The sequence below is a fragment of the Hymenobacter sp. UYCo722 genome, from assembly GCF_040547115.1.
In the GTDB taxonomy this organism is placed as follows: domain Bacteria; phylum Bacteroidota; class Bacteroidia; order Cytophagales; family Hymenobacteraceae; genus Hymenobacter.
Map to the genome: position 1 here is coordinate 452,368 of NZ_JBEPPC010000001.1, position 14,714 is coordinate 467,081.

A 14,714-nucleotide genomic window follows, 5' to 3' on the forward strand; every position below is an offset into this window, starting at 1 on the left:
ACTACCCAAACCGCCGCTTTGCAGCTTCTTCGACGTTTTCAGTATATCAAGCTCGTGGCCGCCGACTTCGGCGCGGCCCTGGTGGCCTGGATGTGCTTTTACCTGTTGCGCAAGTACCTGCTCAACGAGCTAACGGGCTACCACTTCACCGAAGGGGCCCTGTTCGACCTCACCGGCTCGGCCGTGGTCATCGCCATTTTCTGGATGGTACTCTACACGCTGGTGGGCGAGTATCGCGACGTGTTTCGCAAGTCGCGCTTGGCCGAGATTATCCGGCTGGCGCGGGTGTCGCTACTCGGGGCAGTGGTCATCTTTTTCACGCTGCTGCTCGACGACCAGGGGGTGGCCAACTACCGCTCCTATTACAAAACCTTCACGGCCTATCTGCTGCTGCATTTTGTGATTTCGGCCATCCTGCGCACCCTGGCCGTGACCAGCGTGCAGGGCCAGATTCGCAAGGGGCGCATCTCATTTCCCACGTTGTTGGTGGGGGCCAATGCCTTGGCCATGAATACTTTTCATGAGCTGAACCGGACCAGTCGGCATCTGGGGCTGCGCATGGTTGGCTTTACGCCGGTGGGCGACAGCGTCGACCCGGAGCTGGCCGCCGCCCTGCCTCAGCAGGCTGGCTACCAGCGCTTGCCAGCCCTAGTGCGCGCCCTGGGCATCGAGCAGGTCGTTATCGCCATCGAGCCCAGCGAGCACAGCCTCATTCAGGGCATTCTCACCCTTCTGGAGGGCTCGCCGGCCCGCATCAGCATCCTGCCCGACCTGTACCAAATGCTGCTGGGCTCGGTAAAGGTGAACCACCTGTTCGGCACGCCGCTCATCGAAATCAAGCAGGATTTGCTGCCCGTGTGGCAGGTGGTGCTCAAGCGGATGATTGACGTGGTGGGCTCGGGGCTGTTTCTGGTGCTGGCCTGCTGGGTGTATGCTTTCACGGCCATCATGGTGAAGCTTTCTTCGCCCGGGCCGGTATTTTACCGGCAGGAGCGCATTGGCAAAAATGGTCAGCCGTTCGGCATCATTAAGTTCCGCTCGATGTTCGTCGATGCCGAGAAAACGGGCCCGGCCCTGAGCTCCGACCACGACCCGCGCATTACCAAGTGGGGCCGCTTCATGCGCAAGGTGCGCCTCGATGAGCTCCCGCAATTCTGGAACGTGGTGAAGGGTGATATGAGCATTGTGGGCCCACGCCCCGAGCGTCAGTTTTTTATCGACCAGATTGTTAAAATCGCACCCCACTACCGCCACCTGCACCGGGTGCGGCCGGGCCTCACCTCCCTGGGCCAGGTGAAATATGGCTACGCCGAAACCGTGGCTCAGATGGTGGAACGGCTCAAATTCGATATTCTTTACATCGAAAATATGAGCCTGGCCATGGATTTCCGGGTGCTGCTGTACACGCTTAAAATTATCGTGGAAGGGCGGGGGAAATAATGGTGAATGATTAATGGTAAGCGGTTCATGGGAAACACCTCTCATTAACCGTTTATCGTTAACCATTAAGCGTAGCGTTACCTTTGCAGTGCCGGCCGGAACCTTTCAAGCTCCGGGTGAATTGCAAACCACCATGAATACCGAAGTAAAAGGAAGAGTACTCGTCGCGATGAGCGGCGGCATTGATAGCAGCGTGGCCGCCGTGCTGCTGCACGAGCAAGGCTACGAAGTAGTCGGGATGACCATGAAAACCTGGGATTACGCCAGTGCGGGCGGCTCGAAAAAGGAAACCGGCTGCTGTTCGCTCGACAGCATCAACGATGCCCGCGATATTGCCGTCACGCTTGGCTTTCCGCACTACATCATTGATATCCGCGACGAATTCGGTGATTTTGTCATCGACAACTTTACCGACGAATACCTCGCCGGCCGCACCCCCAACCCCTGCGTGCTTTGCAACACCCACATTAAGTGGGATGCGCTGCTGCGCCGCGCCGACCAGCTGGGCTGCGAGTTTATCGCCACGGGCCACTACGCCAACATCCGCAAGGAAGCCGAAACCGGCCGCTTCGTGGTGAGCAAAGGCCTTGACGAAAACAAGGACCAAAGCTATGCCCTCTGGGGCGTGAGCCAGGAAAGCCTGAGCCGCACCTTGTTCCCGCTGGGGGGCATGCGCAAAACTGAAATCTATGACGAGGCCCGTCGGCGCGGCTTCACCGAACTGGTGAACAAGCCCGAGAGCTACGAAATCTGCTTTATTCCCGACAACGATTACCGGGGCTTCCTGCGCCGCCGCGTGCCGGGCCTGGAGGCGCGCGTGGCCGGCGGCAATTTCGTGACTAAAAACGGCCGCGTCATCGGCAAGCACGAGGGCTACCCGTTCTACACCATTGGGCAGCGCAAAGGCTTGGGCGTGGCCTTGGGCTACCCCGCGTTCGTCCTCGAAATTCGCCCCGATACCAATGAAGTGGTGCTCGGCAACTACGACGAGCTGGCCAGCACGGCCACCGTGGTGGGCAAGCTCAACATGGGCAAGGAAGCCAGCCTGACCAGCCGCGGCCTGGTGCCGGCCGTGGTGAAAGTGCGCTACAACCATGACGGTGCGCCCGCGTTTCTGGAAGAAGTGGAAGGAAAAATCCGGGTCTATTTTGAAGAGCCGGTCCACGCCATCACGCCCGGGCAGGCCGCCGTATTTTACGATGGCAACGACGTGCTGGGTGGCGGCTGGATTGAGCGCCACGTCATCGGCGAATTCCCCATACCTTTCGCCGCAGCCGGGGCTGCCGTCCGCTAATTGCTAATCCTCCGGTCCTTACCGCCGACATCCATGCGTAATTTATTTTCTGCCCAAAAAATAGTGGTGGCGCGCCTGCGGGCGGGCCTGGCCATTGGCACCTTGCTGTCGGCCGCTGCTTTGGCGGGCTGCACGAACACCACGGAAGCCGTGCCCGACCCCGGGCGCGGCTACTACCCGTTGGCCGTGGGCAATACCTGGACGTACGCCGTGCGCGACTCGGTGTGGAGCGTGGCCACTCTGGCGAACCCCACCAGTACGCCCACGCCTACCTCGTTTCAGTTTCGTGAATCCATTACGGGGCTATTCACTGACGCGGCCGGGCAGCAGGCCTACCGGCTGGTGCGGGCCCGACGGGCAACGGCCACGGCCAGTTGGGTCGACGACAGTGTGTTCACCATCAGCTCCCCAGGCAGTGCGCTCATCCTCAACCGGGGCAATACGCGCACCGTGGAGCTGGTTTTTCCGCCGCGCCAGGGTCGCTCCTGGAACCTGAACGCTTTCAACAGCAATTACAACGATACCATTACGGCCGAAACCCGGCAGTATAGTGGCGTAGGGCAGTCGTTTACGACGGGCGGTGGGAACACGGGCCTGCCAGCGGTAATGTATGCCAATACCATCACGACCGCCAATACCGGCATGGCCACTGAGAGCAGCCTGCTGCGGCATGTAAACTACCAGCAGGTATATGCCCAGGGGGTGGGACCGGTATACCGCCGGCGCGACAATAAAGCGGCCTTCACCTACACCAGCCTGTCGCCGCCCTTCAACCAGATTTTTCCGCCCGGCGCGTATACCAGTGGCTTTACCCGCCGCGAAACCCTGATTGATTACCAGTTGAAGTAAAATTGCCTGGGCGGGCCTGCTAACTCATCTCGTTGATTAACCGCTGAATATGACGCGATATTTTTTGTCCGGGCTGCTGCTGCTGGCCTTGGGCGCTACCGCCACGCCGGCCGCCGCTCAGGGTACCGTGCGCCGCCATCTGGTGTATTTCCGCGATAAGGCGGGCACCCCGTTTTCGGTGGCCCAGCCCCAGGCGTTTCTGTCGGCCCGGGCCATTGCCCGGCGTACCCGCCAGGGCATTGCCGTGCTCCCGCGCGACCTGCCCGTCACGCCCGCTTACGTAGCCCAGATTCGGGCCGTGAGTGGTGGGCCGCAGGTGGTTTACACCTCGCGCTGGTTCAATGCCGCGCTGGTAAGCTGCGACTCGGCCACGCTGGCCCGCATCGCGGCCCTGCCCAGCGTGCGCCGTGCTACCACGCTCAACCGCACGGCCCGGCCGGTTCAGCCCGATGCCCCCGTAAAGGCTCCAGCGGAATCCGCCGCCCGCACGCTGGCAGGCCGTGCCTACTACGGCTTGGCCTACGCCCAGAACCAGCAAATCGGCGTGCCGCTCATGCACGATGCCGGCTACCGGGGCGAAGGCATGCAGATTGCGGTGTTCGACGCGGGTTTTCCGGGCGTGAACCAGATGAGTGCCATGCAGCCGCTATTTCGGGAGCAGCGCCTGGCCAGTACCCGCAATTTCGTGGATGGTGGCACCAACGTGTACCAGCGCGGTAGCCACGGTACCAACACTTTATCTACGATGGCCGCCAACGAGCCCGGCTACTTCGTGGGCAGTGCCCCCAAGGCCACCTACCACCTGTGCATCACCGAAGATGAACCCTCCGAACATCCCGTGGAGGAAGCCAACTGGCTGGCCGCCGCCGAGTATGCCGACTCGACTGGGGTCGACGTCATCAGCTCCTCGCTGGGCTACACCGATTTCGATGCGCCTTCGCCGGCCTACACGTATGCCGATATGAACGGGCGTACGGCCATCAGCTCGCGGGCGGCCACCATCGCGGCCCGCGTGGGCATGCTGGTAGTGAACGCGGCCGGCAACGAGGGCAACAAGCCCTGGCACTACATTTCAGCCCCGGCCGATGCCGATTCCATCCTCACGGTAGGGGCCGTGGATTCGCTGGGCAACCACGCGGCGTTTAGCTCATATGGCCCAACGGCCGACGGCCGCATCAAGCCCACGCTCTCGGCCATGGGGCAGGCGGCGGCCGTGCTCAACGCCAGCGGTGTGGCCTACCGCGGCAACGGCACCTCGTTTGCCTGCCCCGTGCTGGCGGGCATGGCGGCAGCATTCTGGCAGGCCAACCCCACGCTCACAGCCCAGCAGGTGATTGCCGTGCTGCGTAGCACCGCCAGCAAAGCCACCGCGCCCGACAATACGCTGGGCTACGGCCTGCCCAATTTTGGGCGGGCCTACAATAGCCTGCATCCCAATAGCCCGCTGGATACTGCTGCTGCCATCCCGGCCGAAAGCCTGGCGCTGTACCCCAACCCGCGCGGTACCGGCGCGCTGATGCTGGTGCTGCCGGCCGCCCTTCGCGGCGTACCACTCGCCGTGCGCGTGCTCGACATGCGTGGGGCAGTCGTGGCCCGGCAGCAACTGCCGGCCACTGCTGCGGGCGAGGTTGCGCTACGGCTCGGGCCGCTGTCCAAGGGGCAATACCTATGCGAAGTGACTGCCGGGCTAGTACGTCAGACGGTGCGCTTTCAGCAGCAATAAGCAGGGTATCAGCTTGCAAAAAAAGGACATCGGAAGGTGTCCTTTTTTTGCAAGCTGAAATTGCGATATCAGCTTGTATTTGAGCCAGCTATTTCGTAATTTTAAAGCATTAATTCACATCAAATTCTATCCGAATAATGTTGCAGATGATGACGACCAAGCGCATTGGGCGCCGCCAGTTTCACTTCACCGTGCAGGGCAATAATTTTCACGAAACCGTGGCCGAATACGAGCGGCTCAGCTTCGCCGATGTGGCGGCCTGCGGCATCTGCGGCTCCGACAATCTGGACCTGACCAGCCGCGTGGCGCAGGGCAAGTTTAAGTATACGTCGGTGCGCTGCCTCGAGTGCCGGGCCGATGTGACTTTCGGCAAGCGGGAAGACGACGACCAGACGGTGTTTCTGCGCAAGAAGACCGGCGGCCTGCCCGGCGAGCTCGACTGGCGGCCCTTTGAGAAAACCGACAAATAACCGTTGAGCCGGCCCGCCGGTTATTCCACTAGCAAGCGGCACTCTGGCAACGGGGTGCCGTTCTTAGCATAGAGGCCGGGCCGCGGGACTACTTCACTATTTAGCTTACTTCGAAACTGTGTTTACCGGAATTATTGAGGCTGTCGGCACCATGTTGGCCGTGGCCGACCAGGGCAGCAACCGCCATTTCACCATTGCTTCGCCCTTCGCGGGGGAGCTTAAAATTGACCAAAGCGTGGCTCACGATGGCGTGTGCCTGACCGTGGTAGCCGTAGACGCAATGGCCGGCACGCACGTCGTCACGGCCATCGACGAAACTATGCGCGTGACCAACCTGGCCCAGTGGCAGCCCGGCCGCCTGCTGAACCTGGAGCGCTGCCTGGCCGCCACCGGCCGTTTCGACGGGCACATCGTGCAGGGCCACGTCGATGCTACCGCCGTGTGCGCGAGCGTGCAGGACCAGAATGGCTCGTGGCTTTTCCGCTTTGAGCACGGGTCCGCGCCCGGCCGCCTGACGGTAGAAAAGGGCTCAATCTGCGTGAACGGCACCAGTCTGACCTGCTTCGAAAGCACCGATGAGGGTTTTACGGTGGCCATTATTCCCTATACTTACGAGCACACCAGCTTTCAGCAGCTGCGAGCCGGCGACTCGGTGAACCTGGAATTTGACATCGTGGGCAAGTACGTGGCCAAGCTGCTGGGCCGAGCTGCCAACTAGCCTTGGTAATGGGGCTGGAGCTTCTTGAAAACCAACTGATACGCCTAATGCAACCGCAAGCTATTGGCAACGGTCATGCTTGCGTTGCAAATTGTCAGTCCTATGAAATCCCAAATTATCCTCATCCTTCTGCTGGCCGTGACGCTATTAGCCGGCTGCTCCAAAAATGATGCACTGCCGCTGGCAGCAGGTATTGGGGTAGATAACGGCTGCGTTCAGAATATTACGCAGCCTGTTGGGGCGCATAGCCTACCGACGGGGCAGCTAGTTTTGGTGAACAATCTGTTTGACCGTAATCATCTAAGCCATGCTAACCTGCGCTATTTCCAGTACCAGCGCGATTCGCTCCGTAACTTTTCGGCCCCTACCCGGGTGCTGAGCGAAGTAGTGCGGGTGTTCGAGTTTGTGAACGGGCTGAAGGTGTTCACCGCGCAAACCAATTTCGTCTTCTGGAACGGAGAATTTCATTACCGCGCCGGCAGTTCGCCCGGGGCAACAGCCCTTAGCCCGGTGCCACGCCTGAGCGTACCGCAGGTACGGTGGCTCTTTAGGGAAGCTATTGGTAAATACGACCCGCGCGCCACAATAGAAAACCAGTGCGTAGAAGCTGAGCTTGGCTACTACAACCTGAGTGGCGGCCAAGGCGGCCAACCCGAAAAGATGGAGAGAGCTTGGCGAGTAACGAAGCAGGGGCAGGCATACCCGATGGCGTACTTCCAGGATGAAAACGGTCAGTTGATTTACTACGATAATGGCCTGCGTACCTTTCAGTAGGTCCGCTGCCAATTGATGACTCATCGTAGTTAGGCGGCTTGCCGACCGCAAATCCGGAACAGCGTGGCGGCCAGCCACGCCAGCAGTGCGCCCACAATTGCCCCGCCAAGTACGTCGGAAGGATAGTGAGCGGCCAGGTACACGCGGCTGTACGATAGCAGTAGGGCCCACGCGGCTACGCCCCATTTCAGCGGTCGAAAGCGGCCGGCCGGCAACACCAGCGCCAGAAATACGGTGAGCGCCACCGAGTTGGCCGCGTGCGAAGACAGGAAACCAAACATGCCCCCGCAACCGTCGGGCAGGTGCAGCAGGCCTACCAGCCGGCCATCGTGGCAGGGGCGGGGGCGGGCAAAAAACGGCTTGAATAACCGGCTCGTAATACTGTCGGCGAGGCCTACGGCGGCAAATAGCAGCGGCACCAGCAGCCAGGCGTGGCGGCGGAACAAGTAAACTAACCAGCCCAGCAGCAGCGCGTAGGCCGGAAACCAAACCAGTCGGTTCGAAGCAAACGTCATGAGCGCATCCAGGGTCGTGGTGTGCGCGTGGTTTATGGCCAGCAATAGATTCTGGTCCAGTGCTTTAACCGTGGTAAGTAGTGCGTGCTGAGTAGTGAGAAAAAGCATTAGAAGGGAACTGCCAAATTACGTTTACTCACTACTCATTACTCATTACTCACTACTTACTACTTACTACTCACTACACCCAGTCAACTCCCTTCCGCAACCAACCCAGGGTAATGGCTTCGGGTGTGCCGGGCGCGGGCGGGGCCGGGTTGTAGGCCCAGCCGGTGCGCGGGGGCAGGCTCATGAGGATGGACTCGGTGCGGCCGCCGGTTTCGAGGCCAAAGCGGGTGCCCCGGTCGAAGGCCAGGTTGAATTCGGCGTAGCGGGCGCGCCGCAGGCTTTGCCAGGTCTCTTCGCGCTCGGTGTAGGGCAGGGCGTGGTTGGCGGCCATCAGGCTGGTGTAAAAGGAGCCGAAAAGCTCGGCCACATCGCGCATGAAGGCAAACAGCTCCTCAGCGGTGCCGTCGGGCCCAATAGTCAATCTATCGTAGAAAATACCACCAACGCCGCGGGTTTCCTGGCGATGGGGCAGATAAAAGTAGTCGTCGGCCCAGCGCGTGAACTTGGGATAGTAAGCCGGGTTATGGCGGTCGCACACGGCTTTAAGCTGCGCGTGGAAGGCGCGGGCCTGGGCCTCGTCCACGTAAATCGGCGTCAAATCGATGCCGCCCCCGAACCAGGCTTCGCCGTTGCCCGCCTCAAAATAGCGCACGTTCATGTGGATGATGGGCACGCGCGGACTGCGCGGGTGCAGCACCACGCTCACGCCGGTCGCGTAAAAATGCGGGTCGGGCATGTGCAGCTGCCGGGCGGCGGCCTCGCTCATCGCGCCCCAAACGGCCGAAAAGCCCACGCCACCCTTTTCCAGAATCCGGCCGTTTTCCAACACCTTCGAGCGGCCGCCGCCGCCGCCTTCGCGCTGCCAGGCATCGGTGAGGAAGGCAGTGGGGCCGCCGTCGGCGGCGGTGAGCTGCTGGCAGAGACGGAGTTGAAAATCAGCCAGCCAGGCTTCAATTTCGGGGCGAATGGTGGGGGAGGAGGAGGCAGTCACGGAGAGCGGCAACGCGCGGAGCGCAGGAGAAATACCGCGCACCGAAAAGTGGCGAACGGTGGCCGCAGCCCCGGCAAATGCCGGATGCCGGAGCGGCGACAAAGATACGAGGGCGGGGCCGGGTGTACTTTTGCAGTCAAACCCGTCCCGCCCCCGATGACTGAATCTGCTGCTCCCGCCGCTGCCGAAACTACTCCCGATACCACTGACTTTGCTGCCACCCGCGTGGCTTCGGCCGCGGCTGCCGCTGCGGCTGCCTTTACCGCGCCGGCTCCGGCGGCAGTTACGGCCGCGGTGGATGGAGACCTGTTGAAGCGCGCTTTCGGCCTGATGCACACCGCCGCCGAAATGGCGGCACTCTTCGAAGAAGAAAAAACCGTGGCCGCGCGCTACGTGCACGCCACCGCCCGGGGCCACGAAGCCGTGCAGCTGGCCGCCGCTTTCTTATTAAAGGAAACCGACTACGCCGCGCCCTACTACCGCGACGACGCTCTGCTGCTGGGCTTGGGCCTGCGCCCCTACGAGCTGATGCTGCAGCTGCTGGCCAAGGCCGATGACCCATTCAGCGGGGGGCGTACCTACTATGCGCACCCTTCGCTGCGCCGGGCGGGCGTGCCGATGATTCCGCACCAAAGCTCGGCCACAGGCATGCAGGCCATCCCGGCTACCGGGGCGGCGCACGCGCTGGCTTATTTCGAAAGCCAAAAACTGGTTGTTCCGAGAACTGCGGAGCTGGCAGGGGAAAATGCCGCTGCGATTAAACCGCTGGTGCTGTGTTCGATTGGGGACGGGGCCATGACCGAAGGCGAGGTGGCCGAAGCGCTGCAAATGGCTATTCTGCACCAGCTGCCCATCGTGTACCTGGTGCAGGACAACGACTGGGGCATTTCGGCGACCGGCCGCGAAATGCGCGCCATGAGTGCCTACGAGTTTGCCGCCGGCTTTCCCGGCCTGCGCCGGATGCAGGTGGATGGTGCCGATTTCGGCTCGTCGTACACCGGCTTGAGTGAGGCGTTTGCCCACGTGCGGGCCCGGCGCGGGCCGGTGCTGGTGCACGCCAAATGCCCGCTGTTGGGCCACCACACCAGTGGCGTCCGGCGCGAGTGGTACCGTTCGGACCTGGCCGCGCACCAAGTGCAGGACCCCCTGCCGCGCCTGCATCGGCAGCTGCTGGCGGCGGGGGTAGATGCCGAAGTCCTGACGCAGCTGCAAGCCCAGGCCCGTGCCACGGTGCGCGCCGACTGGGCCGAAGCCCTGGCCGCGCCCAATCCCGACCCGGCCACCTTCGCCGACCACGAGTTTGCCCCGCCAGCCGTGACCGCGGAAGCCGGTGAGCGCAGTCCCGCCGGGGCCGACAAAGCCCTAATGGTCGATGCCGCCCTGCACGCCGTGGACGACATCCTGCGCGAATTCCCGGAGGCGTTGTTTTATGGGCAGGATGTGGGCGGCGAGTTGGGCGGGGTGTTCCGCGAAGCCGCACTGCTGGCCAAGAAGTACGGCGAAAAGCGGGTATTCAATACGCCCATTCAGGAGGCCTACATCGTGGGTAGCACGGCGGGCATGGCGGCCGTGGGTGCGCGGCCCATCGTCGAAATTCAGTTTGCCGACTACATCTGGCCGGCCCTGAATCAGCTGGTGGAGGAGCTTTCGAAATCGTGCTATCTCACAATGGGTAAGTTTCCGATTCCGGCGCTCATTCGGGTGCCGATTGGGGCTTACGGCGGGGGCGGGCCTTACCATTCGGGTTCCATCGAAAGCACGTTGCTCACCATTCGCGGCATCAAGGTGGTGTACCCTAGCAACGCGGCTGATATGAAGGGCCTGATGCGCGCCGCCTTTCTCGACCCTAATCCGGTTATCATGCTCGAACACAAGGGCCTGTACTGGAGCAAGGTGTCGGGCACCGAAGAAGCCAAAACCGTGGAGCCGGCCGCTGGCTACGTTATTCCGCTGGGCCAGGCCGCCATCGCGCAGGCGGCCGATGCCGAGCAGCTGCGGCGCGGCAACACGGCGCTGGTCGTCACCTATGGCATGGGTGTGCACTGGGCCCGGGCCGCCAGCCGCGATTTTCCGGGTCAAATCGAAATCCTCGACCTGCGCACGCTGAGCCCCATTGATTTCGAGGCTGTGACGGCTGCCACCCGCCGCCACGGCAAGGTGCTCGTCCTCACCGAGGAGCCCTTGCTCAATAGCTTTGCCGAGAGCCTGGCGGGCCGCATTCAGCGGCACTGCTTCACGGTGCTCGATGCGCCGGTTTTCACGCTCGGGGCGGCCAACCTGCCCGCCATTGCCCTGAACGTGGAGCTGGAGCGCCAGATGCTGCCCAGCGCCGCCAAAGTTGCGGTGGCGCTAGCAGAATTGCTGGGGTACTAGGCCCGCTAGACTGCTAAAACGGATAACCGATTCCCAGGTTGAAGGAAATGGGGTTGGCGCTGCTGTCGAAATTGCGAAGGGCCCATTTATCGGCGGCGATGGGCGCAGTGGGGTCGTAGATTTTGGTGGCGATGTCGAGGCGCAGAATCAGGAAGGTAAAGTCGAAGCGGATGCCGAAGCCCGAGCCCACGGCAATTTGCCGATAGAATGTATTCAACTGAAACTGCGCGCCATCACGGATGTAGTCGCCATTGGGCTGCTTCTGCTCCTGTAGGCCCCAAACGTTGCCAAAATCGGTGAATACGGCTCCCTTCACGAAGCTGTATATCGGGAAACGGTATTCAGCACTGCCCTCCAGTAGCAGCTCGCCGGGTTGCTCGGAAACGTAGTCGCGGGCGGTTTCGGACCGTCCATCGACCAACACGGTCCGCATGGGGGTGTAGCCGCCCGGCCCCAGGCGGCGGGGCTGCCAGGCCCGCAGGCTGGTCGAGCCACCGGCAAAAAAGGATTTGTCGTAAGGCACCACAAACTGGCCTTCGGTGCGAGTGAGCGCATGCACCACGCCGCCATTTAGCCGCCAAACAAAAAATGTATTGGGCGTGAGGTGGTGGTAGCGGCGGTAATCGGCACTGAAACGGGCGAAATCGTACACGTTCAGGCCAGTTTGCCGAAACAGTGCGTCGCGGTAGAGGCCCCGCGTGAGGCCGCCGATTTCGGCAAAAAGCCGGAGGTAGCTCGCATCGCGGGTTTCGTTAAAGTCGTTGGAGTTGTAGAGGGAGGTGAAGCTGAAACTGGGCTCAATCTGGCGCGAAAACGAGCGATACAGGGAAGAACCGTTAAACACCTTTCGCAAATCGAGCAGCCGCTGAAACGCTGAGTCGGTAGTCGGGGTATTGACCAGGGTAATGACGACCGGCGAGAACACGTACTGGTGGTAAACCGACCGCTGCCAGATGTAGTCGAAGGCAAACTCGAAGTTGGAGCGGGTGTACTCCGGCCGCTTCACGTAGGTTTCGGAAAGGGAAAACCGGGTTTTAGGATTGTAGCGCGTCAGGAACTGATTGGTGCGGAACGGAACCAGAAACTGAGGCAGCACCAGCGCGGCCGTCGCGCCGAGCTGGGTAGTGTACACGGGAACCGGCGATGGGCCATTGGTTGTGGCAATGCGCGGAAGCTGGCCTTCGAAACCGGCCCGAACGCCGACTTCCAGCACCTCGGCCCCGCCAAAAGGGTTGCGGGTTTTCAGGCGCAGGTTGATGAACGGGCCCGGCAGCGTAGCCACGTAGGTGCCGCCTACTTCGCTGGTTTGTGAATATTTAGGCGCGGGCGAGGCGTTTATCACCGCTACCAGCTCGCCGGTGCTCGGGTGCAGGCTGGCGCTGTCGGTAGCGGGCGGGTCAGGCACCTTGCGGTAATTAACAGTCGCAAACCGAAACATGTCGAGGTCGGCCAACAGGCGCTGGCTTTGCAGGGTACGGGCCAGGCTGTAGCGCTGGCCGGGCCGTACCAGTACTTTGCGGGCCAGTAGGTTGGTGCTGTACAGTTGCTTGTAGGCAACGAAGCGGATGGAGTCGGTGACGACGGTGTCGGTACGCTGGCCCAGGCTGGGGCGGGCGCGCAGGGCCGCGGCGGTACCGGCGCGGCGCAGGGTGTCGCCGGTGGCGTTGCGCAGAGTGCGCCCCACCCCGGCATCGGTGATGAAGCGCACCTCCCGGATGGTGTATACCCGGTGGCCCTGGCCGGGGGCCGGGTTGGCAATGAACATGCGCAGGCGTACGGTGCCCTCCGCATAGCTCGTGTCGGCTTCGTAGCTAATGTACTGCTGGCGAAAGTCGAAATAGCCGGCATTTTTAATGGCCGTTTCGAGACGGGCGCGCTCCAGGCCCACGGTGTCTTCGTTGTAGCGGCCGTTTTCGTGCAGCAGCGTGGCGGGCCGCACCTGGCGCACCACGGCGGCCACGCCTGAATCGGGAATGACGGGCGGCTGCAGGCGGTAGCGAAAGAGCAGGTTTTCGTCGACGCGGTAGATGACCGTTACGCGGCGGTACTGTTTGGCGCGGTCGAGCGAGTCGGGCTTGCTGGGTAGCAGCCGACCCGGAAGCGTGAGGACGCGAAACAACAGGCCCCGGCGAAAGCGGGCGGTGTCGGTGGCCGCCACCTGGGCCCGAAAAAAGCCGTGGGTGTGCAGGTAGGTGGTCATCTGCTGCACGGTGCGGGCCGTGAGGGCGGTGTCGTAAATGGCGGGCGGCTCGCCCAGCCGCATGATGGCGTTGCCCTTGTCGAGGGCCAGCTGCTTGCGCTTGGCTTTGCGCTCGCGCTGGGTAATGAGCTGGCCGAGCTTGGCCGAGTCGGTGCCGGCAGCCTGCATTTTGGCCGCGTAGGTGCTCTCAATGTCGCGCAGCTTCGAGCGCAGCTTCACCGAATCGTAAAACTTCACGCCCAGCTGGTAGATGGCCAGCTTGGGTAGCGGCAGCTGGGTATTAGGCTTTTGCCGCACCAAGGTTGCCAGGGCATCTTTGTCGACCTGCTTCTTCACGCCGGTTATTTCGACGCGGCTTAGCAGGCGTTGGTTGGGCTTGAGGAGCTTAAACGGCGAACAGGCGGCTACCGCTAAAAGGGCCAGTAGCGGCCCCAGTCGGCCGCTGCGGCGTAGGTTTGCAAAACAGGAAGTCGACAATGGTTTCAAAAGCACTGGGCAAATACGTGCAGTCACTGCACCAAAAGAAATACCGGCACCGCCACGGCGCGTTTCTGGTGGAAGGCGGCAAAAGCGTGTTGGAGCTGCTAAGTTCTGCCCTGGAAACCGAACACGTACTGGCCACGCCCGAATTTGCCGACCAATACCGTGCCCAACTCCCTTCCAGCCTGCCCTTGAGCCTGGCCACCGAGCACGAGCTCACGCAGCTCGGCACGCTGGCTACCAATACCACCGCTCTGGCCATTGCCCGCCAGCCCGCCACGCCGCCGCTGCCCCTAACGCTGCCCGAAACCGGTTTGTTGCTGGCCCTTGACGAGGTGCGCGACCCCGGTAACCTGGGCACCCTGCTGCGCCTGGCCGATTGGTACGGCCTGCCCGGCGTCGTGCTCAGCCCCGGCTGCGCCGATGCCTACGCGCCCAAAACCGTGGCCGCCAGCATGGGTGCGTTCGCCCGGGTGCGCGTCTGGGAGCGCGACCTGGCCGAGTGGCTGCCTACGCTGCCGCCCGCCGTGGGCATCTACGGGGCCGATTTGGAGGGCGACAACGTGCACCGCCTTGCCCTGCGCCCGGCCGGCGTGTTGGTTATGGGCAGCGAGTCGCACGGCCTCACGCCAGGCGTGGCGGCGGCTCTCACGCGCAAGCTGCACATCCCGCGCGGGGCCGGCGGCCAGGCCGAAAGCTTGAACGTGGCCATTTCTGCCGCGATTCTGCTGGATAATTTTTTCCGCGGGCAGTAGAGGGAAAGGGCAAAAAAACGTCAT

At 62.2% G+C, this 14,714-nt stretch carries 12 protein-coding genes; 9 read left to right on the forward strand and 3 right to left on the reverse strand.

Translation table 11 applies throughout. The features are described 5' to 3' along the window. Positions 1–18 precede the first annotated feature (18 nt). From ABIB44_RS01955 to ABIB44_RS01985, 7 genes are all read left to right on the forward strand, one after another. The gene (locus tag ABIB44_RS01955; RefSeq protein WP_354582937.1) at positions 19–1,440 is read left to right on the forward strand and encodes a sugar transferase; all 1,422 of its coding nucleotides are present in this window, start codon (positions 19–21) and stop codon (positions 1,438–1,440) included. A gap of 133 nt (positions 1,441–1,573) precedes the next feature. Then, complete coding sequence (gene mnmA / locus ABIB44_RS01960) at positions 1,574–2,734, forward strand: tRNA 2-thiouridine(34) synthase MnmA (protein ID WP_354582938.1); 1,161 nt, start codon at positions 1,574–1,576, stop codon at positions 2,732–2,734. A gap of 33 nt (positions 2,735–2,767) precedes the next feature. Next, the gene (locus ABIB44_RS01965; protein WP_354582939.1) at positions 2,768–3,583 is read left to right on the forward strand and encodes a hypothetical protein; all 816 of its coding nucleotides are present in this window, start codon (positions 2,768–2,770) and stop codon (positions 3,581–3,583) included. A gap of 49 nt (positions 3,584–3,632) precedes the next feature. Beyond that, positions 3,633–5,306: a S8 family peptidase gene (locus ABIB44_RS01970; RefSeq protein WP_354582940.1), complete on the forward strand. Its 1,674-nt coding sequence runs from the start codon at positions 3,633–3,635 to the stop codon at positions 5,304–5,306. A 146-nt stretch (positions 5,307–5,452) separates the two neighbouring features. After that, a complete protein-coding gene (locus ABIB44_RS01975) occupies positions 5,453–5,776 on the forward strand; it encodes a hypothetical protein (RefSeq protein ID WP_354582941.1) in 324 nt (107 codons plus the stop codon). A gap of 118 nt (positions 5,777–5,894) precedes the next feature. Next, positions 5,895–6,494, forward strand: a complete 600-nt coding sequence (locus ABIB44_RS01980) for a riboflavin synthase (protein WP_354582942.1) — start codon at positions 5,895–5,897, stop codon at positions 6,492–6,494. Between the two features lie 63 nt (positions 6,495–6,557). Continuing rightward, the gene (locus ABIB44_RS01985) at positions 6,558–7,268 is read left to right on the forward strand and encodes a hypothetical protein (protein WP_354582943.1); all 711 of its coding nucleotides are present in this window, start codon (positions 6,558–6,560) and stop codon (positions 7,266–7,268) included. A 29-nt stretch (positions 7,269–7,297) separates the two neighbouring features. On the opposite strand, the gene ABIB44_RS01990 is transcribed toward ABIB44_RS01985, so the two are convergent. Both ABIB44_RS01990 and hemF read right to left on the reverse strand, forming a co-directional pair. Beyond that, entirely contained in the window at positions 7,298–7,891 is a 594-nt protein-coding gene (locus ABIB44_RS01990) for a phosphatase PAP2 family protein (RefSeq protein WP_354582944.1), read from the reverse strand. Between the two features lie 73 nt (positions 7,892–7,964). Further along, positions 7,965–8,882: an oxygen-dependent coproporphyrinogen oxidase gene (gene hemF / locus ABIB44_RS01995; RefSeq protein ID WP_354582945.1), complete on the reverse strand. Its 918-nt coding sequence runs from the start codon at positions 8,880–8,882 to the stop codon at positions 7,965–7,967. 156 nt (positions 8,883–9,038) lie between these two features. On the opposite strand from hemF, the gene ABIB44_RS02000 reads away from it, so the two are divergent. After that, positions 9,039–11,255, forward strand: a complete 2,217-nt coding sequence (locus ABIB44_RS02000) for an alpha-ketoacid dehydrogenase subunit alpha/beta (RefSeq protein ID WP_354582946.1) — start codon at positions 9,039–9,041, stop codon at positions 11,253–11,255. A 13-nt stretch (positions 11,256–11,268) separates the two neighbouring features. On the opposite strand, the gene tamL is transcribed toward ABIB44_RS02000, so the two are convergent. Beyond that, positions 11,269–13,932 (reverse strand): translocation and assembly module lipoprotein TamL, encoded by a 2,664-nt coding sequence (gene tamL, locus ABIB44_RS02005; protein WP_354582947.1) that lies wholly within the window; start codon positions 13,930–13,932, stop codon positions 11,269–11,271. Between tamL and ABIB44_RS02010 the strand changes: the two genes are divergently transcribed. Beyond that, a complete protein-coding gene (locus ABIB44_RS02010) occupies positions 13,932–14,690 on the forward strand; it encodes an RNA methyltransferase (protein ID WP_354582948.1) in 759 nt (252 codons plus the stop codon). The two genes, tamL and ABIB44_RS02010, sit on opposite strands and share 1 nt — an antisense overlap. The last annotated feature ends 24 nt before the right edge of the window (positions 14,691–14,714 follow it).

Coding starts and splice junctions, on each gene's coding strand:
- mnmA (WP_354582938.1), top strand. CDS start 1,574: ATGAATACCGAAGTAAAAGGAAGAGTACTCGTCGCGATGAGCGGCGGC.
- ABIB44_RS01965 (WP_354582939.1), top strand. CDS start 2,768: ATGCGTAATTTATTTTCTGCCCAAAAAATAGTGGTGGCGCGCCTGCGG.
- ABIB44_RS01970 (WP_354582940.1), top strand. CDS start 3,633: ATGACGCGATATTTTTTGTCCGGGCTGCTGCTGCTGGCCTTGGGCGCT.
- ABIB44_RS01975 (WP_354582941.1), top strand. CDS start 5,453: ATGATGACGACCAAGCGCATTGGGCGCCGCCAGTTTCACTTCACCGTG.
- ABIB44_RS01990 (WP_354582944.1), bottom strand. CDS start 7,891: ATGCTTTTTCTCACTACTCAGCACGCACTACTTACCACGGTTAAAGCA.
- ABIB44_RS02000 (WP_354582946.1), top strand. CDS start 9,039: ATGACTGAATCTGCTGCTCCCGCCGCTGCCGAAACTACTCCCGATACC.
- ABIB44_RS02010 (WP_354582948.1), top strand. CDS start 13,932: ATGGTTTCAAAAGCACTGGGCAAATACGTGCAGTCACTGCACCAAAAG.